This is a genomic window from Pseudomonas sp. NFACC05-1, from assembly GCF_900100135.1.
Taxonomy (GTDB): Bacteria; Pseudomonadota; Gammaproteobacteria; order Pseudomonadales; family Pseudomonadaceae; genus Aquipseudomonas; species Aquipseudomonas fluorescens_Q.
The window spans coordinates 306,103-332,307 of the sequence record NZ_FMTR01000005.1; the positions used below are offsets into that span (position 1 = coordinate 306,103).

General features: G+C 61.4%; 21 protein-coding genes. 13 read left to right on the forward strand and 8 right to left on the reverse strand.

Going from position 1 to position 26,205, the window contains the following annotated elements:
• Window positions 1-10: 10 nt before the first annotated feature.
• From fadA to BLO97_RS11340, 5 genes are all read left to right on the forward strand, one after another.
• On the forward strand, window positions 11-1,186 hold the full coding sequence (gene fadA / locus BLO97_RS11320; protein ID WP_024618393.1) for an acetyl-CoA C-acyltransferase FadA: 1,176 nt from the start codon (window positions 11-13) through the stop codon (window positions 1,184-1,186).
• Window positions 1,187-1,294: 108 nt separating this feature from the next.
• The gene (locus tag BLO97_RS11325) at window positions 1,295-1,531 is read left to right on the forward strand and encodes a DUF1653 domain-containing protein (protein ID WP_003199644.1); all 237 of its coding nucleotides are present in this window, start codon (window positions 1,295-1,297) and stop codon (window positions 1,529-1,531) included.
• Window positions 1,532-1,646: 115 nt separating this feature from the next.
• Window positions 1,647-4,259, forward strand: coding sequence for a type I DNA topoisomerase (gene topA / locus BLO97_RS11330; protein WP_092345909.1), 2,613 nt, complete (start codon window positions 1,647-1,649; stop codon window positions 4,257-4,259).
• 234 nt (window positions 4,260-4,493) lie between these two features.
• Window positions 4,494-5,018, forward strand: a complete 525-nt coding sequence (locus tag BLO97_RS11335; protein WP_092148384.1) for a DUF6586 family protein — start codon at window positions 4,494-4,496, stop codon at window positions 5,016-5,018.
• Between the two features lie 106 nt (window positions 5,019-5,124).
• Window positions 5,125-5,358: a hypothetical protein gene (locus BLO97_RS11340; RefSeq protein WP_003183419.1), complete on the forward strand. Its 234-nt coding sequence runs from the start codon at window positions 5,125-5,127 to the stop codon at window positions 5,356-5,358.
• A gap of 71 nt (window positions 5,359-5,429) precedes the next feature.
• Here BLO97_RS11340 and sulA read toward each other — a convergent pair whose 3' ends face one another.
• A complete protein-coding gene (sulA, locus tag BLO97_RS11345) occupies window positions 5,430-5,903 on the reverse strand; it encodes an SOS-induced cell division inhibitor SulA (protein WP_063322183.1) in 474 nt (157 codons plus the stop codon).
• 10 nt (window positions 5,904-5,913) lie between these two features.
• Entirely contained in the window at window positions 5,914-6,522 is a 609-nt protein-coding gene (gene lexA, locus BLO97_RS11350) for a transcriptional repressor LexA (protein ID WP_003199651.1), read from the reverse strand.
• Between the two features lie 241 nt (window positions 6,523-6,763).
• Between lexA and BLO97_RS11355 the strand changes: the two genes are divergently transcribed.
• Together BLO97_RS11355 and nagZ are read left to right on the forward strand one after the other, a co-directional pair.
• Window positions 6,764-7,471 carry a TetR/AcrR family transcriptional regulator gene (locus tag BLO97_RS11355; protein ID WP_063322182.1) on the forward strand — a complete coding sequence of 236 codons (708 nt, stop codon included), beginning with the start codon at window positions 6,764-6,766 and terminating at the stop codon, window positions 7,469-7,471.
• 183 nt (window positions 7,472-7,654) lie between these two features.
• The gene (nagZ, locus tag BLO97_RS11360; RefSeq protein ID WP_175489842.1) at window positions 7,655-8,653 is read left to right on the forward strand and encodes a beta-N-acetylhexosaminidase; all 999 of its coding nucleotides are present in this window, start codon (window positions 7,655-7,657) and stop codon (window positions 8,651-8,653) included.
• Window positions 8,654-8,768: 115 nt separating this feature from the next.
• Here nagZ and BLO97_RS11365 read toward each other — a convergent pair whose 3' ends face one another.
• From BLO97_RS11365 to mfd, 3 genes are read right to left on the reverse strand one after another with little or no spacing between them, the layout of a single operon-like run.
• Window positions 8,769-11,462, reverse strand: a complete 2,694-nt coding sequence (locus tag BLO97_RS11365; protein WP_092345911.1) for a DEAD/DEAH box helicase — start codon at window positions 11,460-11,462, stop codon at window positions 8,769-8,771.
• Window positions 11,463-11,473: 11 nt separating this feature from the next.
• On the reverse strand, window positions 11,474-12,040 hold the full coding sequence (locus tag BLO97_RS11370; RefSeq protein WP_092148375.1) for a CsiV family protein: 567 nt from the start codon (window positions 12,038-12,040) through the stop codon (window positions 11,474-11,476).
• Window positions 12,041-12,050: 10 nt separating this feature from the next.
• Entirely contained in the window at window positions 12,051-15,500 is a 3,450-nt protein-coding gene (gene mfd, locus BLO97_RS11375) for a transcription-repair coupling factor (RefSeq protein ID WP_092148372.1), read from the reverse strand.
• Between the two features lie 168 nt (window positions 15,501-15,668).
• Between mfd and BLO97_RS11380 the strand changes: the two genes are divergently transcribed.
• The gene (locus BLO97_RS11380) at window positions 15,669-17,132 is read left to right on the forward strand and encodes a glyceraldehyde-3-phosphate dehydrogenase (RefSeq protein ID WP_063322177.1); all 1,464 of its coding nucleotides are present in this window, start codon (window positions 15,669-15,671) and stop codon (window positions 17,130-17,132) included.
• Between the two features lie 99 nt (window positions 17,133-17,231).
• Here the strand turns inward: BLO97_RS11380 and BLO97_RS11385 are convergent, their stop codons facing one another.
• Entirely contained in the window at window positions 17,232-18,530 is a 1,299-nt protein-coding gene (locus tag BLO97_RS11385) for an MFS transporter (RefSeq protein ID WP_092345913.1), read from the reverse strand.
• 70 nt (window positions 18,531-18,600) lie between these two features.
• Between BLO97_RS11385 and BLO97_RS11390 the strand changes: the two genes are divergently transcribed.
• Both BLO97_RS11390 and sthA read left to right on the forward strand, forming a co-directional pair.
• Window positions 18,601-19,650 carry an FAD:protein FMN transferase gene (locus BLO97_RS11390; protein WP_371914673.1) on the forward strand — a complete coding sequence of 350 codons (1,050 nt, stop codon included), beginning with the start codon at window positions 18,601-18,603 and terminating at the stop codon, window positions 19,648-19,650.
• A gap of 359 nt (window positions 19,651-20,009) precedes the next feature.
• Window positions 20,010-21,404, forward strand: a complete 1,395-nt coding sequence (gene sthA / locus BLO97_RS11395) for a Si-specific NAD(P)(+) transhydrogenase (protein ID WP_003183399.1) — start codon at window positions 20,010-20,012, stop codon at window positions 21,402-21,404.
• 42 nt (window positions 21,405-21,446) lie between these two features.
• On the opposite strand, the gene BLO97_RS11400 is transcribed toward sthA, so the two are convergent.
• Together BLO97_RS11400 and BLO97_RS11405 are read right to left on the reverse strand one after the other, a co-directional pair.
• Entirely contained in the window at window positions 21,447-22,169 is a 723-nt protein-coding gene (locus BLO97_RS11400; RefSeq protein ID WP_003199672.1) for a glycerophosphodiester phosphodiesterase, read from the reverse strand.
• Entirely contained in the window at window positions 22,166-22,762 is a 597-nt protein-coding gene (locus BLO97_RS11405) for a PilZ domain-containing protein (protein WP_092148363.1), read from the reverse strand. The genes BLO97_RS11400 and BLO97_RS11405 overlap by 4 nt, the downstream gene beginning before the upstream one ends.
• Window positions 22,763-22,856: 94 nt before the next feature.
• Between BLO97_RS11405 and BLO97_RS11410 the strand changes: the two genes are divergently transcribed.
• From BLO97_RS11410 to BLO97_RS11420, 3 genes are all read left to right on the forward strand, one after another.
• Entirely contained in the window at window positions 22,857-24,107 is a 1,251-nt protein-coding gene (locus BLO97_RS11410) for a lipoprotein-releasing ABC transporter permease subunit (RefSeq protein WP_003199675.1), read from the forward strand.
• 7 nt (window positions 24,108-24,114) lie between these two features.
• Window positions 24,115-24,798 (forward strand): lipoprotein-releasing ABC transporter ATP-binding protein LolD, encoded by a 684-nt coding sequence (gene lolD, locus BLO97_RS11415; protein WP_170862110.1) that lies wholly within the window; start codon window positions 24,115-24,117, stop codon window positions 24,796-24,798.
• Window positions 24,799-24,861: 63 nt separating this feature from the next.
• Entirely contained in the window at window positions 24,862-26,106 is a 1,245-nt protein-coding gene (locus BLO97_RS11420) for a lipoprotein-releasing ABC transporter permease subunit (RefSeq protein WP_063322170.1), read from the forward strand.
• Window positions 26,107-26,205: the final 99 nt, after the last annotated feature.

Below are 26,205 nucleotides of genomic sequence, written 5' to 3' on the forward strand. Positions count from 1 at the left end.
GAGAACATTTATGAGCTTGAATCCTAGAGACGTCGTGATTGTCGACTTCGGTCGTACGCCGATGGGCCGCTCCAAGGGCGGCATGCACCGCAACACCCGCGCCGAAGACATGTCGGCGCACCTGATCAGCAAACTGCTGGAACGCAACGTCAAGGTCGACCCCAACGAAGTCGAAGACGTGATCTGGGGCTGTGTGAACCAGACCCTGGAGCAGGGCTGGAACATCGCCCGCATGGCCTCGCTGATGACCCAGATCCCTCACACGGCGGCGGGCCAGACCGTCAGCCGCCTGTGCGGTTCGTCCATGAGCGCACTGCACACCGCCGCCCAGGCGATCATGACCGGTAACGGTGACGTGTTCGTCGTCGGTGGTGTCGAGCATATGGGCCACGTGAGCATGATGCACGGCGTCGATCCGAACCCGCACATGTCGCTGTACGCGGCGAAAGCCTCGGGCATGATGGGTTTGACTGCGGAAATGCTTGGCAAAATGCACGGCATCACCCGCGAACAGCAGGACGCCTTTGGCGTGCGCTCCCACCAGCTCGCCCACAAGGCGACCGTGGAAGGCAAGTTCAAGGATGAGATCATCCCGATGCAGGGCTACGACGAGAACGGCTTCCTGAAGCTGTTCGACTACGACGAAACCATTCGTCCGGAAACCACCCTGGAAAGCCTGGCGGCCCTCAAGCCGGCATTCAATCCGAAGGGCGGCACCGTGACAGCCGGTACCTCGTCGCAGATCACCGATGGTGCCTCGTGCATGATCGTGATGTCGGCCCAGCGAGCCCAGGACCTGGGTATCCAGCCGATGGCGGTGATTCGTTCGATGGCCGTGGCGGGTGTGGACCCGGCGATCATGGGCTATGGTCCAGTACCGGCCACGCAGAAAGCCTTGAAGCGTGCAGGCCTGGGTATTGCCGATATCGACTTCTTCGAACTCAACGAAGCTTTCGCCGCACAGGCCTTGCCAGTGCTGAAAGATTTGAAAGTGCTCGACAAGATGAACGAGAAGGTTAACCTGCACGGCGGCGCGATCGCCCTGGGTCATCCGTTCGGTTGCTCCGGTGCGCGTATCTCCGGCACGCTGCTCAACGTCATGAAGCAGAATGGCGGCACCTTTGGTGTGTCGACCATGTGCATTGGCCTCGGCCAGGGCATTGCCACTGTCTTCGAACGCGTCTAAGCGTTGCGTTGATGGAAGCCGGGGCCAAGTGCCCCGGTTTTTGTTTTTTCCGGGTTTAGTAGAAAAATTTTGTTTTTATTTTGAAAAGATTTGAGTGAGGGCCAAGACATGCCGATACAACCTGGGCTCTACCAGCATTACAAAGGTCCGCAGTACCGCGTATTCAGCATTGCGCGGCATTCCGAGACCGAGGAAGAAGTGGTCTTCTATCAAGCCCTGTATGGCGATTACGGCTTTTGGGTGCGTCCCTTGAGCATGTTCGAGGAGTCCGTCGAGGTTGACGGCGAACAGGTGCCACGCTTTGCTTTGGTGCAGGCCGAGGAGAGCATTTTTTCCAAGCCTTGAGGCCGGTATGCGGGCAACCCTGCGCTTGACCTCACCTTGCAGCCACTATATATAGCGGTGCCGCGTCAGGCGCCAACCGCCTTTCACTTTTTAGAATTCAGGAATTTTCTGATCCATGGGCAAATCGCTGGTCATTGTGGAATCCCCGGCTAAGGCCAAGACCATCAACAAGTATCTGGGCAACCAATACGTGGTGAAGTCGAGTATCGGCCATATCCGAGACCTGCCCACCAGCGGTTCGGCTAGCGCCAGCAAGGAGCCAGCCGCCAAGCGCGGCAAGGCTGCGGCTGGTGAAGCGCCGGCGCTGTCGCCGAAAGACAAGGCGCGCAAGCAGCTGGTCTCACGCATGGGGGTCGATCCGGAACACGGCTGGAAAGCCAAGTACGAGATCCTCCCGGGCAAGGAAAAGGTCATCGAAGAGCTGCGCCGGCTCGCCAAGGATGCCGACACCATCTATCTCGCGACGGACTTGGACCGCGAAGGGGAAGCCATTGCCTGGCACCTGCGCGAAGCCATTGGTGGGGATGACAGCCGCTACAAGCGCGTGGTGTTCAACGAAATTACCAAGAAGGCCATCCAGGAAGCCTTCTCCCAGCCGGGTGAGCTGGACATCGATCGGGTCAACGCTCAACAGGCGCGTCGCTTCCTCGACCGCGTGGTGGGCTATATGGTCTCGCCCCTGCTGTGGGCCAAGATCGCCCGCGGCCTGTCGGCTGGTCGCGTGCAGTCGGTTGCGGTGAAGCTGGTGGTGGAGCGCGAGCGCGAGATCCGCGCGTTCATCCCTGAAGAGTACTGGGAAGTCCACGCTGACCTCGGCACCGCGAAGGGCGCCACCGTGCGCTTCGACGTGGCGCGGGAGAAGGGCGAAGCCTTCAAGCCGCTCAACGAAGCCCAGGCCATGGCGGCACTGGAGAAGCTCAAGGCGTCCAGCTACAGCATCGTCAAGCGCGAAGACAAGCCGACCAGCAGCAAGCCATCGGCGCCGTTCATTACCTCCACGCTGCAACAGGCCGCGAGCAATCGCCTGGGCTTTGGCGTGAAGAAAACCATGATGATGGCCCAGCGTCTGTACGAAGCCGGCTACATCACCTATATGCGTACCGACTCGACCAATCTTTCGGCCGATGCCGTGGCGATGGCGCGCACTTATATAGAACGCGAATTCGGCAAGAAGTACCTGCCGGACACGCCGAACGTCTACAGCAGCAAGGAAGGCGCACAAGAGGCGCACGAAGCGATTCGTCCGTCCGATGCCAACACCGAGCCAAGCAAGCTGTCGGGCATGGAACGCGATGCCGAGCGTCTCTACGAGCTGATCTGGCGCCAGTTCCTGGCCTGCCAGATGCTGCCGGCGCAATACTTGTCGACCACGGTCAGCGTCGGTGCCGGCGACTTCGAGCTGCGCGCGAAGGGCCGCATCCTGAAGTTCGACGGCTACACTCGCGTCATGCCGCAGATCACCAAGCCTGGGGATGACGACGTCCTGCCAGACATGGCCCAGGGCGACGTGATGAAGCTGATCAAGCTTGATCCGACCCAGCATTTCACCAAGCCACCGGCCCGTTACTCCGAAGCCAGCCTGGTCAAGGAAATGGAAAAGCGCGGTATTGGTCGTCCTTCGACCTACGCAGCGATCATCTCCACCATCCAGGACCGCGGCTATGTGGCGCTGCACAACCGTCGTTTCTATTCGGAAAAGATGGGCGACATCGTTACCGAGCGTTTGTCCGAGAGCTTCTCGAACCTGATGGACTACGGCTTCACCGCCGGTATGGAAGAGAACCTCGACGATGTGGCCCAGGGCGAGCGCGACTGGAAAAACGTTCTCGACGAGTTCTACGGCGACTTCAAGAAAAAGCTCGAAGTGGCCGAAAGCCCTGACAGCGGCATGCGCGCCAACCAGCCGGTCATGACCGACATCCCGTGCCTGACCTGTGGGCGCCCGATGCAAATCCGTACCGCCTCGACCGGTGTGTTCCTCGGTTGCTCGGGCTACAGCCTGCCACCCAAGGAACGCTGCAAGGCGACGGTCAACCTCGTGCCGGGCGATGAAATCGCCGCTGACGACGAGGGCGAGTCGGAATCCCTGGTATTGCGCGGCAAGCATCGCTGCCCGATCTGCAGCACGGCGATGGATGCCTACCTGCTGGATGAGAAGCGCAAGCTGCACATCTGCGGTAACAACCCCGATTGTGCCGGCTACGAGATCGAAGAGGGCACTTATCGCATCAAGGGCTACGAAGGCCCGAGCCTGGAGTGCGACAAGTGTGGCAGCGAGATGCAACTCAAGACCGGTCGTTTCGGCAAATTCTTCGGTTGCACCAACCCGACCTGCAAGAACACCCGCAAACTGCTCAAGAGTGGTGACGCGGCGCCGCCGAAGATGGACCCGGTGAAGATGCCTGAGCTCAAATGCGAGAAGGTCAACGACACCTACATCCTGCGTGACGGTGCCTCCGGCCTGTTCCTGGCGGCCAGCCAGTTCCCGAAAAACCGCGAGACCCGTGCGCCGTTGGTGATGGAGATCCTGCCGCATAAGAGCGAGATCGACCCGAAGTACCATTTCCTCTGCGAAGCGCCGCAGAAGGATCCGGAAGGGCGCCCGGCGGTCATTCGCTACAGTCGCAAGACCAAGGAGCAGTACGTACAGACCGAAGTCGACGGCAAGCCGACCGGTTGGAAGGCCTACTACGACGGCGGTAAGTGGACGGTTGAAGACAAGCGCTGATCGCCAGGGCTTGTCTGGAGGGTGGGGTTGAGGCTCTTGTGGCGAGGGAGCTTGCTCCCGCTGGCGGCGCAGCCACCCTCTGCAATCGCTAAATTCGCAGACCTGACAAAAAGGCCGCATGACAACCCATAGGTTTTCATGCGGCCTTTTTGTTTTTGGCTTGCAGTGGCCTCGGTTGATCCATGACACTGTCGCACTTGCGTGAAGCTTTCATTTCGTTGGGGAGATGCCGCCATGGCCCACGAACTCTATACCCGCACCAATCAGAAAATCTATTTCGCCGGTCTGTCGCTCGAAGCGCTCACCAGGGCCGAGGACGGACGTGCGATGAATTCCCCGGCGTTGCTCCAGGCAGGACGCGAATCCGCGCTGTTTCACCTGTACGGTGCGTTGTTGGGGTTGTGCCATGAAATCGCCGGTTTCTATCGCCTGCCACAAGCGAATGCCCCGCGGGCCGAGCTGCTGTTGACCCGCGAAGTGCTGGAAACCATCGCGATTCCGGAACTGGCCGAAATGGTCGAACTGGCGCATAACCCGGAAACCTGGCTGGCGAAGCTATTGGCGGCCCATGCGGCGCTGTTCGAGCCGCCCAGGGCCCCACGCAAGCCCAAGGGGGACGTGACCCAGCCGTTGATCGTGGCGGTTAATCTGGATGAACAAGAACCCGAGCCGGAGTTGAGCCGGGAGGAGCTGGAGAGCTGGCGTCAGAACCTCAAGAGCCTGGCGATACGCTTTCGCGAAGGTTTGAACGAGTGCTGAGTTTCCCCACGGCCCGTTACGTTCATTGATAACGCTTGGTCAAGATCCCGAGCGGAGCCTGGCCGATGACTATATAATCCTCGCCTTTCGTGGAGAACAGACTTTTATGCCTACGTCCTTTCTAGAAATTGTCGAACTTCCTGATGGCCGCATCGAGCTGCGCAGGGCTGAGGACGAGGGTTCTCTGGTTACCCTGAACTTCTCCGAAGATGCCAAGGTATTCCTCCAGGGGCAACACGTCGAAGTCGCCAAGGCGATGCTGAGCGTGGGCGTTCAGATGGCAGGTCGCCTGGTTGAAGGCGAATTCAACAAGGAAGAGGGGCCGCGGGTTCTTCATTGATCCCGTCTGTCGGCTTTTTTGGAGAGTGTGGCTGGTCGGCTTCTCTGCCTTGGAGAAGCCCCGTGTTTGTCTTAGCCCAATCGAATATTCAGACTTTGTGCGTCCCCGGTGCGGGCGGCGCTGATCAATTGTTGCCGTGCGGCGGCGGTCAATGGGTTGAGCCAGCTGACCACAGTGTGGCTACGGCCCAGGCGCAAGGCCTCGCAAGTCAACTGTTGGGCGCTTTGGGTGCCCCGCGGCTGCAACAACAGGATACGCTCACGGTTCAGGCCGGCATCCCGCAACCAGGCCTGGGTGACGCTGGCCGGTGGTGCGATCAGCGTAAGCCAGCGAGCATCCTGGTCCTGGCTGAGTTCTCGCAAGATCGGCGCCAGCAGGTTCAGGCAGTTTCCGGCCGCACCACGTAACGACAGTTCGCTGAAGGCCTCGGGTTCGACGCCCCAGGGCGACTCGATGACCTCTTTCAGGACTGGAACCAGCGGTTGGGCCATGAATGCCTCGAACAGCGGAAGTTGTGTGTGTTGTGGTGTGTGAGGGAACTGCATAAAGCCTCCTTTAGCGGCGAATGACGCCGACGCTCAAGCCTTCGATGACCAGGTCCTGATCTTTCAGGTTCACTTCGATGGGGGCGAACTCCGGGTTCTCGGCAATGAGCCAGACCTTGCTGCCGTCGCGCTTGAAGCGCTTAACGGTCACTTCGTCGCCGATTCGCGCCACCACGATCTGGCCATTGCGGGCTTCACGGGTGGTGTGGACGGCCAGGAGGTCACCGTCGAAGATGCCGATGTCCTTCATGCTCATGCCGTGTACACGAAGCAGGTAGTCGGCACGAGGATGGAAGAACGAAGGATTGATGTTGCAGGACTCCTCGACATGCTGCTGGGCCAGGATCGGTGCGCCTGCCGCTACCCGGCCGATGATCGGCAGGGTGGTTTCGTCGGCCTTGGCTTCGAAGCCGGGGATGCGAATGCCACGGGATGCGCCCGGGGTCATTTCGATAGCACCCTTGCGCGCCAGCGCCTTGAGGTGTTCTTCAGCCGCGTTGGGCGACTTGAAACCCAGTTCCTGGGCGATTTCCGCGCGGGTTGGCGGGTAGCCGTTGTCTTCGAGGCAGCGTTTGATGAAGGCCAGAATCTCTGCTTGGCGTGGCGTCAGCTTTAGCATATTGATCGCTCTGTCTTTTTATACAGTGACTGGGATTATATACAGTAGGCGGCGCTTGGCAATCCTCCTTTTTTCACGAGGCGCTGGACGGTCGGTCGGGCGGTTGAATGCGACATGACTACCCCCCGTGAAAAGGTGTGGTTAAATACGTGACCGGGCGTTCGCAAAACGCCCCGGCAGGCTTGACAACCCCTGGGCTGAAACGTATGTTTCAAACAAGTGTTTGTCAGGCGGAGTAACCATGGCCCAGTCGGAAACCGTTGAACGCATTCTCGATGCTGCCGAGCAGTTGTTCGCGGAAAAAGGTTTCGCTGAAACCTCGTTGCGTCTGATCACCAGCAAGGCCGGGGTGAACCTGGCGGCGGTGAACTATCACTTCGGCTCGAAAAAGGCCCTGATCCAGGCCGTGTTCTCGCGGTTCCTCGGGCCGTTCTGCCTGAGCCTCGATCGCGAGCTGGAGCGCCGCCAGGCCAAGCCCGACGTAAAGCCGACCCTGGAAGAGCTGCTGGAAATCCTGGTCGAGCAAGCCCTTGTCGTGCAGCCGCGCAGCGGTAACGATCTGTCCATTTTCATGCGCCTGCTGGGCCTTGCCTTCAGCCAGAGCCAGGGGCATTTGCGGCGTTATCTTGAAGACATGTACGGCAAGGTGTTCCGCCGCTACATGTTGCTGGTCAACGAGGCGGCGCCGCGTATCCCGCCGATCGAGCTGTTCTGGCGGGTGCACTTCATGCTTGGCGCCGCGGCGTTCAGCATGTCCGGTATCAAGGCGCTGCGGGCTATCGCGGAAACCGATTTCGGCGTGAACACCTCTATAGAGCAGGTGATGCGGTTGATGGTGCCGTTCCTGGCTGCCGGCATGCGCGCCGAAACCGGTGTGACCGATGAAGCCATGGCGGCCGCGCAATTGCGCCCGCGCAGCAAATCCGCCCCGGCGCTCGCCAAGGCGTGAGGGCATGGGTGTGCGCAGCGGCCTACATCCGCTAAGCTAGCCGCCCATGCCGACTCTCGTTTCTAATCCGTCTTATCCTCCATTGCGTCACCGCGACCTGCCGGGCCTGGCTCCTGGCAACGCTGTCGTGGGTGTGTCGCCACGCGGGTTCATCTTTATCAAGGAAATTCTATGACTGCCGGCCTGCAAGGCTCGTTGATGGTGGACGTCGCCGGTACCTGGCTGACGGCCGAAGATCGCCACCTGTTGCGTCAGCCCGAAGTGGGCGGCCTGATCATTTTTGCCCGCAACATCGAACACCCACGTCAGGTGCGGGAATTGAGCGCGTCGATCCGTGCCATCCGTCCCGACCTCCTGTTGGCGGTGGATCAGGAAGGCGGCCGCGTCCAGCGCCTGCGCCAGGGGTTCGTGCGCTTGCCGGCGATGCGGGCGATAGCCGACAACCCGAACGCCGAATACCTGGCCGAACAGTGCGGCTGGATCATGGCCACTGAAGTGCTGGCGGTCGGTCTCGACTTGAGCTTTGCCCCGGTGCTTGACCTCGATTACCAGCGCAGCGCCGTCGTCGGCAGTCGTTCCTTCGAAGGCGACCCCGAGCGCGCGGCGTTATTGGCCGGTGCCTTCATCCGGGGCATGAGCGCCGCCGGGATGGCTGCCACTGGCAAGCACTTCCCGGGGCATGGCTGGGCCGAGGCCGATTCCCATGTGGCGATTCCGACCGATGAGCGTAGCCTGGAGCAGATTCGCGCCAATGACCTGGTGCCGTTTGCCAGGCTGACCAAGCAACTGGCCGCCGTGATGCCGGCCCATGTCATCTACCCGCAGGTTGACGCCAATCCGGCTGGGTTCTCTCGCCGCTGGTTGCAGGACATCCTGCGTGGCGAGTTGCAATTCGAGGGCGTGATCTTCAGTGATGACCTGTCAATGGCCGGTGCTCATGTGGTCGGTGATGCCGCCAGTCGTATCGAGGCTGCCTTGACGGCCGGTTGTGACATGGGGCTGGTGTGCAACGATCGCGCGGCTGCCGAGCTCGCCTTGAGCGCCGCCCAGCGCCTGAAGGTCAAGCCTTCGGCACGGATCGCCCGCATGCGTGGCAAGGCCTATGCTTCAACGGAATATCGCCAGAACCCTCGCTGGTTGGCGGCGCTCGGCGCGCTTAGGGCTGCCCAGCTGATTGATTAGCGCTGAGCAATGTGGGAGCCGAGTTCGCTCGCGATGACGGCAGCACAGTTGACATTTGCGCCAGCTGAACCACCGCCATCGCGAGCAAGCTCGGCTCCCACAGGAATTGAGGGGGTCAGCGCTTTTCCAGTTTGTCCGGCAGCGGCGCGAACAACGCTTCGATATCGTCGCTCTGCAGTTTCCAGTCTCCGGCCACGCGTCCGTCCAGCACGCCGGCCGCGAGGTCGGACTTTTCCTTTTGCAGCAGCTGGATCTTTTCTTCCACCGTGCCTCGGGCAATCAGCTTGTAGACGAATACCGGTTTTTCCTGGCCGATGCGGTAGGCGCGGTCGGTCGCCTGGTTTTCGGTGGCCGGGTTCCACCATGGATCGTAGTGAATCACCGTGTCGGCCTCGGTCAGGTTCAGGCCTACACCACCAGCCTTCAGGCTGATCAGGAAGATCTGACGCTTGCCGCTCTGGAATTCCTTGACGGGCGTGCGCCGGTCGCGGGTCTGGCCGGTCAGGAGGGCGTAATCGACGCCGCGTTTCTTCAGCTCATCTTCAATCAGCGCCAGCATGGACGTGAATTGGGAAAACAACAGCACCCGGCGACCTTCTTCGAACAGTTCTTCGAGCATTTCCATCAGGCTGTCGAGCTTGCCCGAGGTGCTGCCTCGGGCGGGCAGGGTGGCGTCGTTGAGCAGGCGCAGGTCGCAACACACCTGGCGCAGCTTGAGCAGCGCCTCGAGAATGATGATCTGGCTGCGGGCCACGCCTTTGCGCGTGATCTCGTCGCGGACCTTCTTGTCCATCGCCAGGCGCATGGTCTCGTAGACGTCGCGCTGGGCGTCGCTGAGTTCGACCCAATGGATGATCTCGGTCTTGGGCGGCAACTCCGTCGCCACTTGCTCCTTGGTCCTGCGCAGCAGGAAAGGTTTTATCCGACCGTTGAGGTGCTGCAGTCGTACATCGCTGCCGCGCTTTTCGATCGGTACACGGTAATCGCGGTTGAAACTCTTGACGTCCCCAAGCCACCCCGGCAGCAGGAAGTGAAACAGCGACCACAATTCGCCCAGGTGATTTTCCAACGGCGTGCCGGACAGGCACAGCCGCTGGCGGGCGTTGAGCTCGCGGGCGGCCTGGGCAGCTTTGCTGGTGGGGTTCTTGATGTACTGGGCTTCATCGAGGATCAGCACGTGCAACGGCTGCGCGGCCAGGCGCTCGACATCCTTGGGCAGCAGGGCATAGGTGGTGAGGACCAGGTCGTAATCGCCCAGTCGGTCGAAATGTTTCTTGCGCCCGGCGCCGTAAAGCGCCAATACCTTGAGCTGCGGCGTGAAGTGAGCCGCCTCGTCGAGCCAGTTGGGGATCAGGCTGGTCGGCATGACGACCATGCACGGCCGGTCCAGGCGCCCGGCGTTTTTTTCGCTGAGAATGTGCGCCAGGGTCTGTAGGGTTTTGCCCAGGCCCATGTCGTCCGCGAGAATGCCGCCGACTTCCAGTTGCCTGAGCGATTGCATCCAGCTCAAGCCTTCGAGTTGATAAGGTCGCAGCGTCGCGTTCAGGCCCTCGGGCGCGATGGCGGTGTAATCCTTGATGTCCCGCAGGCGTTGCGCCAGGCCGCGAATGTGTTCGCCACCTTCCCAGGTCAAGGGCATGTCTTGCAGCGGGTTCAGGCGCAGGGCATCCGCGCTGTTGAGGCGCAGTTTGGTGGTGCCGGGCTCTTGCAGGTAAAACTCGCCCAGGGTCGCCAGCACTGGCTTCAGCCGGCCATAAGGCAGGGCCACCTGCTGCGGGCCGAACTCCGAGTTCGGGCGGTTGGGCAGGTTGACCAGGATGAGTTCGTCGTCCCGACGCCGGGCCAGGCGTTCCGGGTTGAACAATTCGATGTGTGAACGCATCAGGTTCAGCAGGATCGGCAGCAGGCTCAGGCGCTCGCCATTGACGATGATCCCCAGTTCCAGGTCGAACCAGTCCCGCTCCGGCGTTTCCTCGACGGTGGCGTACCACTCGTCCACTGCCGTCAGGTCGAAGCCGAAGTCCTCGTCGATCTGCAATTCCCAGCCTTGGCTGCGCAGTTTCGGCAGGTCATTGAGGGTGAAGGTCAGCCAGGCACTGTCGTTGACCATTTCGTACAGTTCGCCGGCGCTTTCCGGCAGGGCCTTGCTTTGTCGGGTCGCGACCTTGAAGCCGAGGATTCGCAGCTGTTCGCGGTAGGACTGTTCCACATCGGTGTGGCGTTTTATCCGCAGTGTCTGGGTTTCCTGGCGAATCAGCACGTCGGTGTTGCGCTGGCCACTGACGTATTCGTCCAGGTAACTGAACGACAGTGCGGCGCGGTGTTGAATGTAGCGCTGCATCTTGCCGTTGCGCGGCTCGAAGGCGCTGAACTCGATACTGGCCAGCCACAGGCGCGGCACTGGTTGCACGTTGTCCACCAGTACTTGTGGCGGGGCCTTGGGGCTGCGGTTGTCCAGCACGGCCTGGAGTTTCTCCAGCAATTGCGCGTCTTTTTCGGCGGCCGGGTAGGCCAGGGTTTCCTGGACTAGCAGCAGCACGGCCGCGCAGTGCTTGCAGTTGATACGCACCGGGCAGGAGCACGCGGCTTCGAGCAGAATCAGCGCGCCCTTGGCTGACTCTTTAAGGCGAATGGTCTGACGGTAGACGTTACCGCCAGAGCCTTCGCAACTGGCGGTGATGGTGCTGTCGCCGGCTTCGACAATCCTGACGCGGTTTTCCAGCGCATAACGGCGCCCGCGCTCCAGGCTCTGTTCCTTGAATCGATTGACCCAGGAAGGTGCCAGGGGTTTGCTCAGGGGCGAGGGCATAGGCGCGCCACTCAGTCCGGAATGACTTCAGGTGCCTGCCGTGGCGCGGGCGCGGTCAACGAGGTGATCTTGATCAGCAGGCCAAGATGCCCGTTGTCGAGGAAGTTCAGTTGGCCATTCTTGGTATGGCTCTGCTGCTTGAGGCGCTCGCTGGAGGTGACCAGGCCATTGGCGTTGATCTGGTTGATCCAGAAATCGGCATCCACGTCGGTGAAGCGGCCCAGCTTCAGTTCCAGGGTGCCCTCGATGGGGAATTGCCCGAACTGTTCGGCGCCGTCGCTGATGGCAACTTTGCGCCCCTGTTCACCGAGCGTCTGCTGCCAGGCCTTGTGCATCAATACTGTGTATTGGCCGCTGGCGGTGAGTTTCTCGACGATGTTGCCCAGGGCCGGCGTGCGCTGGCTGTCCGCGCCCAGGCGTTGCGCGCCGGCGTCCCAGTCTTCCGGTGCGGCGCGGCTGACAATCGCCGGCTCGGCATTCTGGCGCACCAGGATCATTTCAACCTGATACAGGTCGTCGGCAAACGCCAGGGGGGCGACCAGGGTCATCAACAAGGTCAGTGAGCGGAACAGGCGCATGTGGCGTCCTTCAAGCAGTGGTCGGAGTGAGGCGCTCGAACAGCGCCTCTACGGTATTGAAACGCTCTTCCGCGCGTTCCATGGGTACCATGAATTTGAACATCGTGGCACCTTCGAACTTGTAGCGTTTGGGCTGGCCTTGGATCAACTTGATCAGCACCAGCGGGTCGACCGGGGTCTGGGCTTCGAACTCGATCCGGCCGCCATTGGGGCCGCCATCGACTTTCTTGATGCCCAGTTGCTCGGCCTTGAGCTTGAGCTGTGTGGTGCGCACCAGGTTCTTGGTCGGTTCCGGCAGCAGGCCGAAGCGGTCGATCATCTCCACCTGCAGGTCCTTGAGACCTTCCTCGTCACTGGCCGAGGCGATGCGTTTGTAGAGGATCAGCCGCGCGTGGACGTCCGGCAGGTAGTCTTCCGGGATCAGCGCCGGCACCCGCAGGTTGATTTCCGGCCCGCCGCCCAGGGGCTGGTCGAGGTTCGGCTGCTCGCCCTTGCGGATCGACTTGACCGCGCGTTCGAGCATTTCCATGTACAGGGTGAAGCCGACGGCCTGGATCTGGCCGCTCTGGCCGTCGCCCAGCAATTCGCCGGCGCCACGGATTTCCAGGTCATTGGTGGCCAGCACGAAGCCGGCGCCCAGGTCCTGGGTATTGGCGATGGCCTCCAGGCGCTTTTCCGCATCCGGAGTGATCTGCTGGCGCGGTGGCGTCAATAGGTAGGCATAGGCCTGGTGGTGGCTACGACCGACCCGGCCGCGCAACTGATGCAACTGGGCCAGGCCGAATTTGTCGGCGCGCTCGATGATGATGGTGTTGGCGCTCGGCACGTCGATGCCGGTCTCGATGATGGTCGAGGCGATCAGCACGTTGAAGCGCTTGTGGTAGAAGTCGCTCATCACCTGTTCGAGTTCACGCTCGCGCATTTGCCCGTGGCCGATGCCGATCCGCGCTTCCGGCACCAGTTCGGCCAGGTCGGCGGCGCACTTCTCAATGGTCTTCACGTCGTTGTGCAGGTAATAGACCTGGCCGCCACGCAGCAACTCACGCAGCAGGGCTTCCTTGACCGTGCTTTTGTTCTGCTCCATGACAAAGGTGCGCACCGACAGGCGCCGGGCCGGTGGCGTGGCGATGATCGACAGGTCGCGCATGCCCGATACCGCCATGTTCAGCGTGCGCGGGATCGGCGTGGCGGTCAGGGTCAGGATGTCGACTTCGCTGCGCAGGGCCTTGAGCTGTTCTTTCTGGCGCACGCCAAAGCGGTGCTCTTCGTCGATGATCACCAGCCCCAGGCTCTTGAACTTCACGTCGTCCTGCAGCAGCTTGTGCGTACCGATGACGATGTCGATCTTGCCCTCGGCCAGATCGGCCACGGCGGCGTTCACTTCCTTGGTGGATTTGAAACGGCTCATCACTTCCACGGTCACCGGCCAGTCGGCAAAGCGGTCGCGGAAACTGTTGTAGTGCTGCTGGGCGAGCAGGGTGGTCGGCACCAGGATCGCCACCTGCTTGCCACCGTGCACGGCAATGAACGCGGCGCGCATCGCCACTTCGGTCTTGCCGAAGCCCACGTCGCCGCACACCAGCCGGTCCATCGGTTTGGGCGCGAGCATGTCGGCACGCACGGCTTCGATGGTGGTCTGCTGGTCGACGGTTTCTTCGAACGGGAAACCGGCGCTGAAGGTTTCGTAATCGGCCTTCGGGTCGGCGAAGGCGTAACCCTCGCGTGCGGCGCGACGGGCATAGATGTCCAGCAGTTCGGCGGCCACGTCGCGCACTTGTTCGGCGGCCTTGCGCTTGGCTTTCTGCCAGGTTTCCGAGCCCAGGCGATGCAGCGGGGCCAGCGCGTCGTCGCTGCCGGTGTAGCGGGCGATCAGGTGCAGGTTCGCCACCGGCACATAGAGTTTGGCGCCCTCGGCGTATTCCAGGGTCAGGAATTCGGCGGCCTGATTGTCGATTTCCAGGGTCGCCAGGCCCAGGTAGCGACCTACGCCGTGGTCGATGTGCACCACGGGCGCGCCTTCGCGCAGCTCGGTGAGGTTCTTGATGACCGCGTCGTTGGCGGCGTCGGCACGTTTCTCGCGCCGACGGCGCTGCATGACGCGCTGCCCGAACAGCGGGCTTTCCGCCACCAGGGCAAGGGCCGGGTCATCCAGGACCAGGCCATCGTTAAGCGGTGCGATGGTGATCGCCAGGCGATCCTTGCCTGCGACGAAGTCCGGCCAGCTGTCGACGGTCTTTGGTCGCAGCTTCAGGCGTTCGAGCAGCTCCAACAACACTTCACGGCGGCCGGCGGACTCGGCGGTGAACAGCACGCGACCGGGGAACGCATCGAGAAAGCCAGCCAGTGCCGCCAAGGGCTGCGTGGCCTTCGCTTCGATCGCCAGGTCCGGCAATGCCCTGGCCGGGAAGCGCTCACGGCCGACGCCGGTTTCCACGTCCTGCTGGCTCGCCACTACCCGCGGCCAACTCTTGAGGCGGGCAAAGCAGTCTTCCACCGGCAGGAACAGCTCGGCGGGTGGTAATAAAGGACGGGAAGGATCGACGCGACGCTCTTCGTAGCGATTGCGCACATCGTTCCAGAAATTTTCCGCCGCCTGTTCGATGCCGGGCAGGGAAAACACCTGGGTGTCCTGGGGCAGGTAATCGAATAGGGTGGAGGTTTCTTCGAAAAACAGTGGCAGGTAATACTCGATGCCGGCGGGGGTGATCCCGCTGCTCAGGTCCTGGAAGATCGGGCAGCGGCGGAAATCCACGTCGAAACGTTCGCGAAAGCGTGCCTTGAAGCGGGTCACGGCGTCTTTTTGCAGCGGGAACTCCTTGGCCGGCAACAGGCGGATCGACTGCACTTTATCGATGGACCGCTGGTTTTCCGGGTCGAAGGTGCGCAGGGTCTCGATTTCGTCGTCGAACAGGTCGATTCGATAAGGCAGTTTGCTGCCCATCGGGAACAGGTCGATCAAGGCGCCGCGTACCGCGAACTCGCCGTGCTCGTACACCGTGTCGACGCAGCGATAGCCACTGGCCTCAAGGCGGGTGCGCATTTGCTCGACATCGAGCTTCTGGCCGATGTCCAGCACCAGGCTGCTGCCAAGCAGGAATTGGGTCGGTGCCAGGCGATGTAGGGCCGTAGTGATCGGCACTACCAAAACGCCATGACTGAGTTCCGGCAGCCGATAAAGGCTGGCGATTCGCTGGGAAATGATGTCCTGGTGCGGTGAAAACAGATCGTAGGGCAGGGTTTCCCAGTCCGGGAAATGCAAGACCGGCAAATCCGGAGCGAAGAAACTCAGCTCCTGTTCCAGCCGCTCGGCGCTTTGGCTGTCGGCGGTCAGCAGCAGGGTGAAGCGCTTTGCAGCGCTGGCAGCCTCGGCGATGGCCAGGCTCAGGGCGGCACCGGGCAGGTTGCCCCAGTGCTGTTTACCTGCCGCGGCAGGGAGAAGCGGAAGACGCAGAACGGGCACGGAAGGTTGAGCTCCAGCGTTGCGACAAAGTCGACAATTGTAGCGGGGGAAGGGGGCTGCTGTCAGTCGCAGACTACCCAGGCAGACAGGAAAACCACGGTGCGACAGGCGCGCATTGCTCCGCCGAGGACTCGGCGGCATAATGTAGCCCCTTTTTTCAGCCCCTACATGTGGAAGGTTACCGTGACTCAGAAGCCCGACCAGTGTCTTGGTGAATGGATTGATCGTGAAGCTCTCGCAGAAGCGATGATCCCTCTCATCGGTCAGCTCTACCGCAATAACAACGTGGTGAGCTCGATCTATGGCCGCAGCCTGATCAACCAGTCTGTCATCGCGATCCTCAAAGCCCATCGCTTTGCTCGCCACCGTTCTTCCGACGACAGCGAACTCTCCGTCCACGAAACATTCCCCCTGCTCAAAGCCATGAGCGAGCTCAAGCTCGGCGCGGCTTCGGTGGACCTGGGCAAGTTGGCGTTCAAATTCCGCAGTGAAGGCAATGGCCGTAGCGCCGAGCAGTTCGTTCGTGAAGAGATGGCCGATGTGGTTGGCCAGCAGAACGCTTCGCCTCGCAAAGGCACTGACGTGGTCCTGTACGGCTTCGGTCGTATCGGCCGTCTGCTGGCGCGCATCCTGATCGAAAAAACCGGTGGCGGCGACGGCCTGCGCCTGCGGGCCATCGTGGTGCGCAAAGGCGCCGAGAACGACCTGACCAAGCGCGCCAGCCTGCTGCGTCGTGATTCGGTCCATGGTTCGTTCAACGGCACCATCATCATCGATGAAGAAAACAACACCATTCTCGCCAACGGCAACCTGATCCAGGTGATCTACGCGAAGAACCCGACCGAGGTCGACTACACCCAGTACGGCATCAAGGACGCACTGCTGGTGGACAACACCGGCGTATGGCGTGATGCCGAGGGCCTGGGCCAGCACCTGGCCTGTCCGGGCATCGACCGCGTCGTGCTGACCGCGCCTGGCAAGGGCAAGCTGAAGAACATCGTTCACGGCATCAACCACGGCGACATCACCGCTGACGACAAGATCGTTTCCGCGGCTTCCTGCACCACCAACGCCATCGTGCCGGTGCTCAAGGCGGTGAACGACAAGTTCGGCATCGTCAACGGTCACGTTGAAACGGTTCACTCGTACACCAACGACCAGAACCTGATCGACAACTTCCACAAGGGCGACCGCCGTGGCCGCAGCGCCGCGCTGAACATGGTCCTCACCGAGACCGGTGCCGCCACCGCCGCTGCCAAGGCCCTGCCTGAGCTGGCTGGCAAGCTGACCGGCAACGCGATCCGTGTGCCGACGCCGAACGTGTCGATGGCCATCCTCAACCTGAACCTTGAGAAAGCCGCCACCCGTGAAGAGATGAACGAGTACCTGCGCTACATGGCGCTGCACTCCGACCTGCACAAGCAGATCGACTTCGTCAATTCCCAGGAAGTGGTGTCCACCGACTTCGTTGGTTCGCGCCATGCCGGCGTGGTCGACGCTGAAGCGACCATCGTTCAGGACAACCGCGTTGTGTTGTACGTTTGGTACGACAACGAGTTCGGTTACAGCTGCCAGGTGGTTCGCGTGATGGAAGACATGGCTGGTGTAAACCCGCCAGCGTTCCCGCGCTAAGCCTTAGCCGCACATGAAAACGCCCCGACTTGTCGGGGCGTTTTTGTATCTGGAGGTTTTGTGTTGAGTGGCTCGGCCTCTTCGCGAGCAGGCAATCTATCAGGCGCCGCCCACCACCGAAGCTTGCGCGGTCCGCAACTCATGACGGTTGCCCTTGAACAACACCAGGGTGGCAATCAACCCCAGCACCGCCGCCCCACTGAGCCATATCCCCGGTGCGGCCTTGTTGTCCAGTACGTGAATCAGATAAGTACAGGCCGCTGGCGTAAACCCACCGAAGGTCGCGGTTGCCAGACTGTAGGCCAGGGAGAAGCCGGTGGTACGCACTTCGAGCGGCATGATTTCCGTCAAGGCGACGACCATGGCGCCGTTGTACGATCCATACAGGAACGACAACCACAGCTCGACGATCAGCAAATGGCTGAAGCTGGGGTTCGCCACCAACCAGGACAGCGCGGGATAGGCGGTGAGGATCGCCAGGATAGTCGCGCCGAGCAGCAGGGGTTTACGTCCGACCTTGTCGGAAAGCGCCCCCATCACGGGCAGCCAGAAGAAATTCGACAAGCCGATGCAGACCGTGACCAGTAGCGCATCCAGGTCCGACAGGTTCAACTCGGCCTTGCCGAAGGTCGGTGTGTAGGCGGTGATCAGGTAGAACGATACGGTGGTCATTACCACCAGCGCCATGCCGGCCAAGACAATGCCGAAGTTCTGACCGATGGAGCGGACAATTTCCGACAGGCAGGGGCGATGTTTTCTCGCTTGGAACTCAGGTGTTTCTTCCAATGAGCGACGGATCACGAATATCGCCGGCACGATCATGCAGCCCACCAGGAACGGCACGCGCCATCCCCATTCGCCCATCTCCTGGGGACTCAGCCAGTGATTGAGGCCGACCCCCAGCAGGCCGGCAAACACCACGGCAGCCTGTTGGCTGGCGGACTGCCAACTGACAAAGAACCCTTTGCGCCCCGGCGTGGAAATTTCTGCCAGGTACACCGATACACCGCCCAGCTCAACACCGGCGGAAAAGCCCTGCAGCAATCGCCCCAGCAGCACCAGCAGCGGTGCCGCCACGCCGAGGGTGGCGTAACCCGGCACACAGGCGATAAGCACCGTGCCGGCGGCCATCATCGCCAGGGTGATGATCAAGCCTTTGCGACGGCCGTGGCGGTCGATGTAGGCGCCGAGAAAAATCGCTCCGAGGGGGCGCATCAGGAACCCGGCACCAAACGTGGCCAGGGACAGCATCAGCGAGGCGAATGCACTGTCGGCGGGGAAGAACGTCTTGGCGATGGCCGTGGCGTAGAAGCCATAGACCATGAAGTCGAACATCTCCAGGAAGTTGCCGCTGACAACGCGAAAAATCGCCTTGCCGTTGCTCGTTTGGGAAGACATGTGTAGGTACTCACTCTGGCAAATCTTGTATGGAGGCACTGCGTCCCCTGTGGGAGCGCTGGAGTTCATAATGGCGGTCGCGGTTTTGAGGGGAGATGAAGATTTGTTAACTGGACGATGGATTGGCCTTGTGGTGCTGGCCGGCGTGTTGTCGGGTTGCGGCAACGGCGACACCCTGGAGCGCTTCGATGGCCCGACCATGGGCAGTCATTATTCGATTCAGTACGTCAGACATTCTGCCGGGCCCACTGCGAAAACGGTGCAGGCCGAGGTGGAAAACATCCTTGCCGAAGTGGATCGGCAACTCTCAACCTATCGCAGCGACTCGGACATCGAGCGTTTCAACGCGCTGCCGGCCAATAGCTGTCAGGTCATGCCTGGCCCGCTCCTGGAGTTGGTCGGCGTAGGTGAGCAGTTGTCGGTTCAAAGCGACGGCTCCTTCGACCTGACTGTGGAACCGCTGCTGAACCTGTGGGGCTTCGGTCCTCAGTCTCGCGAAGAAAAAGTACCGACCGCCGAAGCCTTGGCCTTGGTGCGCCAGCGCGTCGGTCATGGTCATTTGCGCATCGAGGGCGACCGGTTGTGCAAAGACGCGGCAGCGGAAGTCGACTTCAACAGTATCGCCGCGGGTTATGCCGTCGACCGCATCGCCGCCAGGCTCCAGGCCCTGGGCATCGACAGTTACCTGGCCGAAGCCACCGGCGAACTCAAGGCCGTCGGGCGCAAACCCGATGGTTCGGCCTGGCGTATCGCCCTGGAAGAGCCCCGGGACGACCGGCAAGTAGCGGAGCGTGTCATCGAGGTCAACGGCTACGGGGTTTCCACCTCGGGCGACTACCGTAAGTATTTCGAGCAGGGCGGCAGGCGTTATTCCCACACTTTTGATGCCCGCACCGGTGCGCCGGTCCTACATGACCTGGCGTCCGTCACGGTGATTCATCCTTCAGCGTTGATGGCCGATGGACTATCGACGCTGTTGCTGATTCTCGGTCCTGAACGGGGTTGGGACTATGCCGAAAAGCACGGCATCGGGGTATTTTTTGTACTGCGCGATGGCAATCGTTTTGTCTCCCGTACCAACGATGTGTTTGAACGGATCAGTGGTGGAAAAACCCAATGATGACAGCCTTCAGGATGCAGGCGACCTGTGGCGAGGGAGCTTGCTCCCGCTTGAGTGCGAAGCGCTCACAAAAATGGGTCTGCTGCGCAGCCCAGCGGGAGCAAGCTCCCTCGCCACATTGATTAAGGCAAATCTGAAATAGTAGCGATGACAGGCTGGTGAAAGTGTAGGTGTGGCGAAATAGCGCAGGCAAAACTAGCCTACGACGCGACCAAGGGGTAATGTGCGCGGCGTTGACGCTTCTATAGACTGTGGCCGGGCTCGTGAACCGGCCCCAAATTGTTCCTTCATGCCGCGGGCCGGCATGATTTAGCCGTCGGCGCCAAGTGTGGTGCCGCGGCCTGTTCTGAGGAGTACGCATGGCTGTCTACAACTACGACGTGGTGGTACTGGGTTCCGGCCCGGCGGGGGAAGGCGCGGCAATGAACGCGGCCAAGGCAGGGCGCAAGGTGGCGATGGTCGACAGTCGTCGGCAGGTCGGCGGCAACTGCACCCACTTGGGTACCATCCCGTCCAAGGCCTTGCGTCACTCGGTCCGGCAGATCATGCAGTTCAACACCAATCCGATGTTCCGTGCCATCGGCGAACCGCGTTGGTTCTCCTTCCCGGACGTGCTCAAGAGCGCCGAGAAGGTGATCTCCAAGCAGGTGGCCTCGCGCACTGGCTACTACGCCCGCAATCGCGTTGACGTGTTCTTTGGCACCGGCAGCTTTGCTGATGAGCAGACCGTCGAAGTGGTCTGCGGCAACGGCGTGGTCGAGAAACTGGTGGCCAAGCACATCATCATCGCCACCGGCTCGCGCCCGTATCGCCCGGCCGACATCGATTTCAACCACGCGCGTATCTACGATAGTGACACCATCCTGAGCCTGGGTCACACCCCGCGTAAGCTCATCGTCTACGGCGCTGGCGTGATCGGTTGCGAATACGCCTCGATCTTCAGCGGCCTGGGTGTGCTGGTGGAACTGGTGGATAACCGCGGCCAGTTGCTGAGCTTCCTGGACTCGGAAATCTCCCAGGCCCTGAGCTATCACTTCAGCAACAACAACATCACCGTGCGCCACAACGAAGACTACGACCGCGTGGAAGGCGTCGACAATGGCGTGATCCTGCACCTCAAGTCCGGCAAGAAGATCAAGGCCGACGCCTTGCTCTGGTGTAACGGTCGTACCGGTAACACCGACACCCTGGGCCTGGAAAACATTGGTGTGAAGGTCAACAGCCGCGGCCAGATCGAAGTCGACGAAAACTACCGTACCTGTGTACCGAACATCTACGGTGCCGGTGACGTGATTGGCTGGCCGAGCCTGGCCAGTGCCGCCCACGACCAGGGCCGTTCGGCCGCCGGCAGTATTGTCGACAACGGCAGCTGGCGCTTCGTCAACGACGTACCGACCGGGATCTACACCATTCCGGAAATCAGCTCGATCGGCAAGAACGAGCAGGAGCTGACCCAGGCCAAGGTGCCGTATGAAGTGGGCAAGGCCTTCTTCAAGAGCATGGCGCGGGCGCAGATCGCCGGCGAGCCGCAAGGCATGCTGAAGATCCTGTTCCACCGCGAGACCCTGGAAGTACTGGGCGTGCACTGCTTCGGCTACCAGGCGTCGGAGATCGTGCACATCGGCCAGGCGATCATGAACCAGCCGGGCGAATTGAACACGTTGAAGTACTTCGTCAACACCACGTTCAACTACCCGACCATGGCCGAAGCCTATCGGGTAGCTGCCTATGACGGGCTCAACCGGCTTTTTTGAGCGGCTCCGGCCGGTGGCCTGAGCCGGCCGGGGAGACCGATTTCAGCAATTCTCGAGGGTGGCAGTGGCCAAACCGGGAAAGTCTGTAATCAGGCTGTCAGCGCCAAAATCGGCGAGCCTGCGCATCAGCGCGGGCTCGTTGACGGTCCACACCGACACATGCAGCCCCTGGCGTTGCGCCTTGATCAGGCGTTCCGGCGTGCACAGGGTCCAGTTCAGCGCCAGAATCTCGCAGCCGTAACTCTGGGCGACCTTCAACGGGTCGAGCCAGGCGTATTCGGCCACCAGTCCGCGGGAGATGTCCGGGGTCAGGTCCAGGGCTGCCTTGAGCACTTCCCGGGAACTGGACGTGATGGTGATTTTGTCCAGCAGCCCGAAACGCTGGGCCATTTCGCGAATGCCCAGCACCGTCGCGGCGGCGCGGGTGCGCGAGGCGCTTTTGACCTCCAATTGCCAGTGCTCGAAATCACACTTCTCGAACAGCTCCTCCAGGCGTGGGATCGGGCACGGCTTGATCCAGCCCGGGCCTCCCTTGCGCGCATCGTAGGTCACCAGCTCGGCGGCGGTATGCTCGACCACCTTGCCCCGGCGATCGGTGGTGCGCTTGAGGGTCGGGTCGTGGATCACCATCAACTCGCCGTCCATCGAAAGGTGCAGGTCCAGCTCGCAACGGCGTACGCCGTGCTTGAGGCACTCCTGAAAACCGGTCAGGGTGTTTTCCGGCGCTTCGCCCTTGGCGCCGCGGTGGCCATAAATGAGGGTCACGGTTCTTCCTTATTGATACCTGAGTCGTTCTGTTCCCGGGCCAGGCGCCGCTCTTGCGCCTGTTTCTGCAGGATGTAGCGGGCCAGCAACTGGCGCTGGGCGTCGGTCGGGCGTTCGAACTCGGTGCCCACGTCGAAGCCATCGCCCTTGGGGTCGCAGTGGGTGACCCGCGCCCGCAGCAACAGACCGAGGGCTTGCGGCATCAGCACCAGCTTGATCGACAAGTGGGTGCCGGCCGCGATCGGCGTGGGGTGTTGGAAGTCGACGCCGCCTTCGGAAATGATCACCGGTTGCGGTTCGCCGATTTCGCCGAGCACCGTCAGGGCGATGACCTGGCTGAGCAGGTCGATGCGTTTGTTCATTGCCTTGAGGTATGCCGCGATGCTGCGTTCGCGCTCGCTGATCTGGCGCAGCAGGTGCTGTGACTCGAATTCGCTCAGGTGCAATTCACTGAGCAGATTGAACAATGGAGAAGCATCCTGCAACACTTCCTGGCCAGCAGCTTCAGGAATGGACAGGGGCCGAATTTCCAGTGCGATCGTGTCCTCGATACGGTAGTATTCGCGGCGATCTTCTTCATCTAATGTCGACATGGCGAACCCATGGTAGCGGCGGTGGTCTGAGTGTAAAGCTGGTTTGTGACCCCCGCCACAAGGACGTTCCTTTTCCCTCCGAACAAGCCCCGACATGTTCAGACCTCTCTTCGTATTTATCGGCACGCGTTATACCCGTGCAAAGCGTCGCAATCATTTCGTATCGTTCATTTCCCTGACGTCCATCATCGGGCTGGCCCTTGGCGTGGTCGTGATGATCGTCGTGCTCTCGGTGATGAACGGCTTCGACCATGAGATGCGCACCCGCGTGCTGGGCATGGTGCCCCACGCGACCCTCGAGTCCGGCGAAGCCATCAGCGATTGGCCGAGCCTGGCCGCCAAGGTCAAGCAGAACCCGCAGGTGCTGGCCGTGGCGCCGTTCACCCAGATGCAAGGGCTGCTGACCAACGACGGCAAGGTGTCCAAAGTGTTGCTCAATGGCATCGACCCCGGGCTCGAGCGGCAGGTGTCGATCATCGACAACTTCATGCAGCAGGGAAAACTCGATGACCTGGCGCCAGGCAGTTTCGGCATCGTCATCGGCGACAAGGCCGCGGCCAAGCTCGGCGTTGCCATTGGCGACAAGCTGACCTTCGTCGCCCCGGAAGTCACCGTGACCCCGGGCGGCATGTTCCCGCGCATGAAACGCTTTACCGTGGTCGGCATTTTCCATGTCGGCGCTGGCGAGCTCGATGGTTACCTGGGCGTCACCAATCTCCAGGACCTGGCGCGCCTGCATCGCTGGAAGCCGGATCAGGTCCAGGGCCTGCGGTTGAAGTTCGATGATCTGTTCCAGGCACCGCGTGTGGCGTGGACCATCGCCCAGCAACTCGGCGAAGATCGTTACTACGCCCGGGACTGGACCCGTACCCACGGCAACCTGTACCAGGCGATCCGCATGGAAAAAGCCATGATCGGCCTGCTGCTGTTGCTGATCGTTGCCGTGGCGGCGTTCAACATCATCTCCACGCTGGTGATGGTGGTGAACGACAAGAAGGGCGATATCGCGATCCTGCGTACCCTTGGCGCCACGCCGGGGCAGATCATGCGGATCTTCATGGTCCAGGGCACGGTCATTGGCGTGATCGGTACGTTCGTCGGCGCCCTGGTCGGGATGTTCGCCGCGCTGAACGTCAGCGCCGCGATCGCCGCCCTCGAAGGCCTGATCGGGCACAAGTTTCTCAACGCCGACGTGTACTTCATCGACTACCTGCCATCGCAATTGCAGGCCGATGACGTGTTGATGGTCTGCGGCGCCGCGTTGGTCCTGAGTTTCCTCGCCACCCTGTATCCTGCCTGGCGTGCCGCGCGCACCCAGCCTGCGGAGGCGTTACGTTATGAGTGAGTCGGGCATGAGTGAAAAAGCAATCTTGAGTTGCCGCAACCTGGGCAAATCCTACGAGGAGGGCCCGGAGTCGGTGGTGGTGTTGTCGGGCCTGCAGCTGGAGCTGCATCCTGGCGAGCGCGTGGCGATTGTCGGCACCTCCGGGTCGGGCAAGAGTACCTTGCTCAACCTGCTGGGCGGCCTGGATACGCCAACCGCCGGCAGTGTCTGGCTGGCTGGCGAAGAGCTTTCGGCGCTGAACGAGAAAGCCCGTGGCCTGCTGCGCAACCGTTCCCTGGGCTTCGTCTACCAGTTCCACCATTTGCTGCCCGAGTTCACCGCGCTGGAAAACGTCTGCATGCCGCTGTTGATTGGCCGCACGGCGATTCCTGAGGCCCGTCAGCGCGCCACGGCGTTGCTGGAGCGGGTAGGGCTGGGGCATCGCCTGGAGCACAAGCCGGCCGAATTGTCCGGTGGTGAACGCCAGCGCGTGGCGATTGCCCGGGCCTTGGTCAACAAGCCTGGGCTGGTGATGCTCGACGAGCCGACCGGCAACCTCGACTCCCACACCGCCCAAGGCATCCAGGATTTGATGCTGGAGCTCAGCACGTCGATGCGTACCGCGTTCCTGGTGGTGACCCACGACATGAACCTGGCCCGGCAGATGGACCGCGTCCTGCACTTGCAGGAAGGTTGCCTGAAGCCCATCTGACCGACCGAAACCCGGTACTTGCTGCAAGCGCCGGGTCTTTTATTTTCATACGGTGCCCCGCGAATGTTCAGACCGTTATCGATCTTCATCGGCACGCGCTATACCCGCGCCAAGCGCCGCAATCGCTTTGTTTCGTTCATATCCATGACCTCGATGATCGGCCTCGCCCTGGGTGTGCTGGCGATGATCGTGGTGTTGTCGGTGATGAACGGCTTCCAGCGCGAAATGAGCTCGCGCATCCTCGGCATGGTGCCCCACGCCACGATCGTCGGCGTCAATCCGATCGACGACTGGCAACCGGTGGCCGCCGCGGCGCTGAAAAATCCTGAAGTCACCGCTGCGGTGCCATTCACCGAAATGGAGGGCATGCTCAGCCATAAGGGCTCGATGCAGCCGATCCAGATCAGTGGCGTCGATCCGGCCCAGGAAGGCAAGGTGTCCATTGTCGCCCAGCATATCGTCCAGGGGCGTCTGGATGCCTTGAAGCCGGGCGAGTTTGGTGTCGTGATCGGCGAAATCACCGCCCGGCGTTTTCGTCTGAACGTCGGCGACAAAATCACCCTGATCGTGCCGGAAGTCAGCACGGCCCCCGGCGGCATCACCCCACGGATGCAGCGGCTGAATGTGGTGGGTGTGTTCAAGGTGGGCGCCGAGCTGGACGGCTCCATGGCGCTGATCCACCTGGCCGATGCCGCACAGATGCAGCATTGGCAGCCGAACCAGGTACAAAGCGTGCGCCTGGCGGTGAAGGATTTGTACGCGGCGCCGAAGGTCTCCGGTGACATCGCCACCAACCTTGGCGCGGCCTACAAGGCTGACGACTGGACACACACCCAGGGCAGCCTGTTCAGTGCCATGAAAATGGAAAAAACCATGATCGGCTTGCTGCTGCTGATGATCGTTGCGGTGGCGGCGTTCAACATCATCGCCACCCTGATCATGGTGGTGAACGACAAAGGCGCGGACATCGCGATCCTGCGCACCATCGGCGCCACGCCGCGGCAGATCATGGCGATCTTCATGGTCCAGGGCACGGTGATCGGCGTTGTCGGTACGCTGATTGGCGGCGTGCTGGGGGTGATCGCGGCGTTGAACGTCAGTGCGCTGGTGGGCTGGCTGGAAAGGGTCAGCGGCCAGCACATCTTCAGTTCCGACGTGTACTTCGTCAGCAACCTGCCGTCGGAGCTGCAGCGTGGGGACGTGGTGCTGATCTGCTCGGCCGGGTTCATCCTGAGCTTCCTCGCCACCGTGTACCCGGCGTGGCGTGCGGCGAAGATCGAACCGGCGCAGGCGTTGCGGTATTCCTGATACGCCGTGAAGCTTCCTCGCCACGGGGAATTGGGCATGGCGCGGGTTAAGGGAATGCCTCGAATCAGTGTCAGTTTCAAGAGCAAATCGGTTGGTCGA

What these genes read in the sequence shown, in the direction of transcription:
- fadA (WP_024618393.1), top strand. Translation starts at nt 11, where the DNA reads ATGAGCTTGAATCCTAGAGACGTCGTGATTGTCGACTTCGGTCGTACG.
- BLO97_RS11325 (WP_003199644.1), top strand. Translation starts at nt 1,295, where the DNA reads ATGCCGATACAACCTGGGCTCTACCAGCATTACAAAGGTCCGCAGTAC.
- BLO97_RS11340 (WP_003183419.1), top strand. Translation starts at nt 5,125, where the DNA reads ATGCCTACGTCCTTTCTAGAAATTGTCGAACTTCCTGATGGCCGCATC.
- lexA (WP_003199651.1), bottom strand. Translation starts at nt 6,522, where the DNA reads ATGCTAAAGCTGACGCCACGCCAAGCAGAGATTCTGGCCTTCATCAAA.
- BLO97_RS11370 (WP_092148375.1), bottom strand. Translation starts at nt 12,040, where the DNA reads ATGCGCCTGTTCCGCTCACTGACCTTGTTGATGACCCTGGTCGCCCCC.
- BLO97_RS11380 (WP_063322177.1), top strand. Translation starts at nt 15,669, where the DNA reads ATGTGGAAGGTTACCGTGACTCAGAAGCCCGACCAGTGTCTTGGTGAA.
- BLO97_RS11420 (WP_063322170.1), top strand. Translation starts at nt 24,862, where the DNA reads ATGTTCAGACCGTTATCGATCTTCATCGGCACGCGCTATACCCGCGCC.
- BLO97_RS11410 (WP_003199675.1), top strand. Translation starts at nt 22,857, where the DNA reads ATGTTCAGACCTCTCTTCGTATTTATCGGCACGCGTTATACCCGTGCA.
- BLO97_RS11365 (WP_092345911.1), bottom strand. Translation starts at nt 11,462, where the DNA reads ATGCCCTCGCCCCTGAGCAAACCCCTGGCACCTTCCTGGGTCAATCGA.
- sthA (WP_003183399.1), top strand. Translation starts at nt 20,010, where the DNA reads ATGGCTGTCTACAACTACGACGTGGTGGTACTGGGTTCCGGCCCGGCG.
- BLO97_RS11355 (WP_063322182.1), top strand. Translation starts at nt 6,764, where the DNA reads ATGGCCCAGTCGGAAACCGTTGAACGCATTCTCGATGCTGCCGAGCAG.
- topA (WP_092345909.1), top strand. Translation starts at nt 1,647, where the DNA reads ATGGGCAAATCGCTGGTCATTGTGGAATCCCCGGCTAAGGCCAAGACC.
- BLO97_RS11405 (WP_092148363.1), bottom strand. Translation starts at nt 22,762, where the DNA reads ATGTCGACATTAGATGAAGAAGATCGCCGCGAATACTACCGTATCGAG.
- lolD (WP_170862110.1), top strand. Translation starts at nt 24,115, where the DNA reads ATGAGTGAAAAAGCAATCTTGAGTTGCCGCAACCTGGGCAAATCCTAC.
- sulA (WP_063322183.1), bottom strand. Translation starts at nt 5,903, where the DNA reads ATGCAGTTCCCTCACACACCACAACACACACAACTTCCGCTGTTCGAG.
- BLO97_RS11390 (WP_371914673.1), top strand. Translation starts at nt 18,601, where the DNA reads ATGGCGGTCGCGGTTTTGAGGGGAGATGAAGATTTGTTAACTGGACGA.
- BLO97_RS11335 (WP_092148384.1), top strand. Translation starts at nt 4,494, where the DNA reads ATGGCCCACGAACTCTATACCCGCACCAATCAGAAAATCTATTTCGCC.
- BLO97_RS11385 (WP_092345913.1), bottom strand. Translation starts at nt 18,530, where the DNA reads ATGTCTTCCCAAACGAGCAACGGCAAGGCGATTTTTCGCGTTGTCAGC.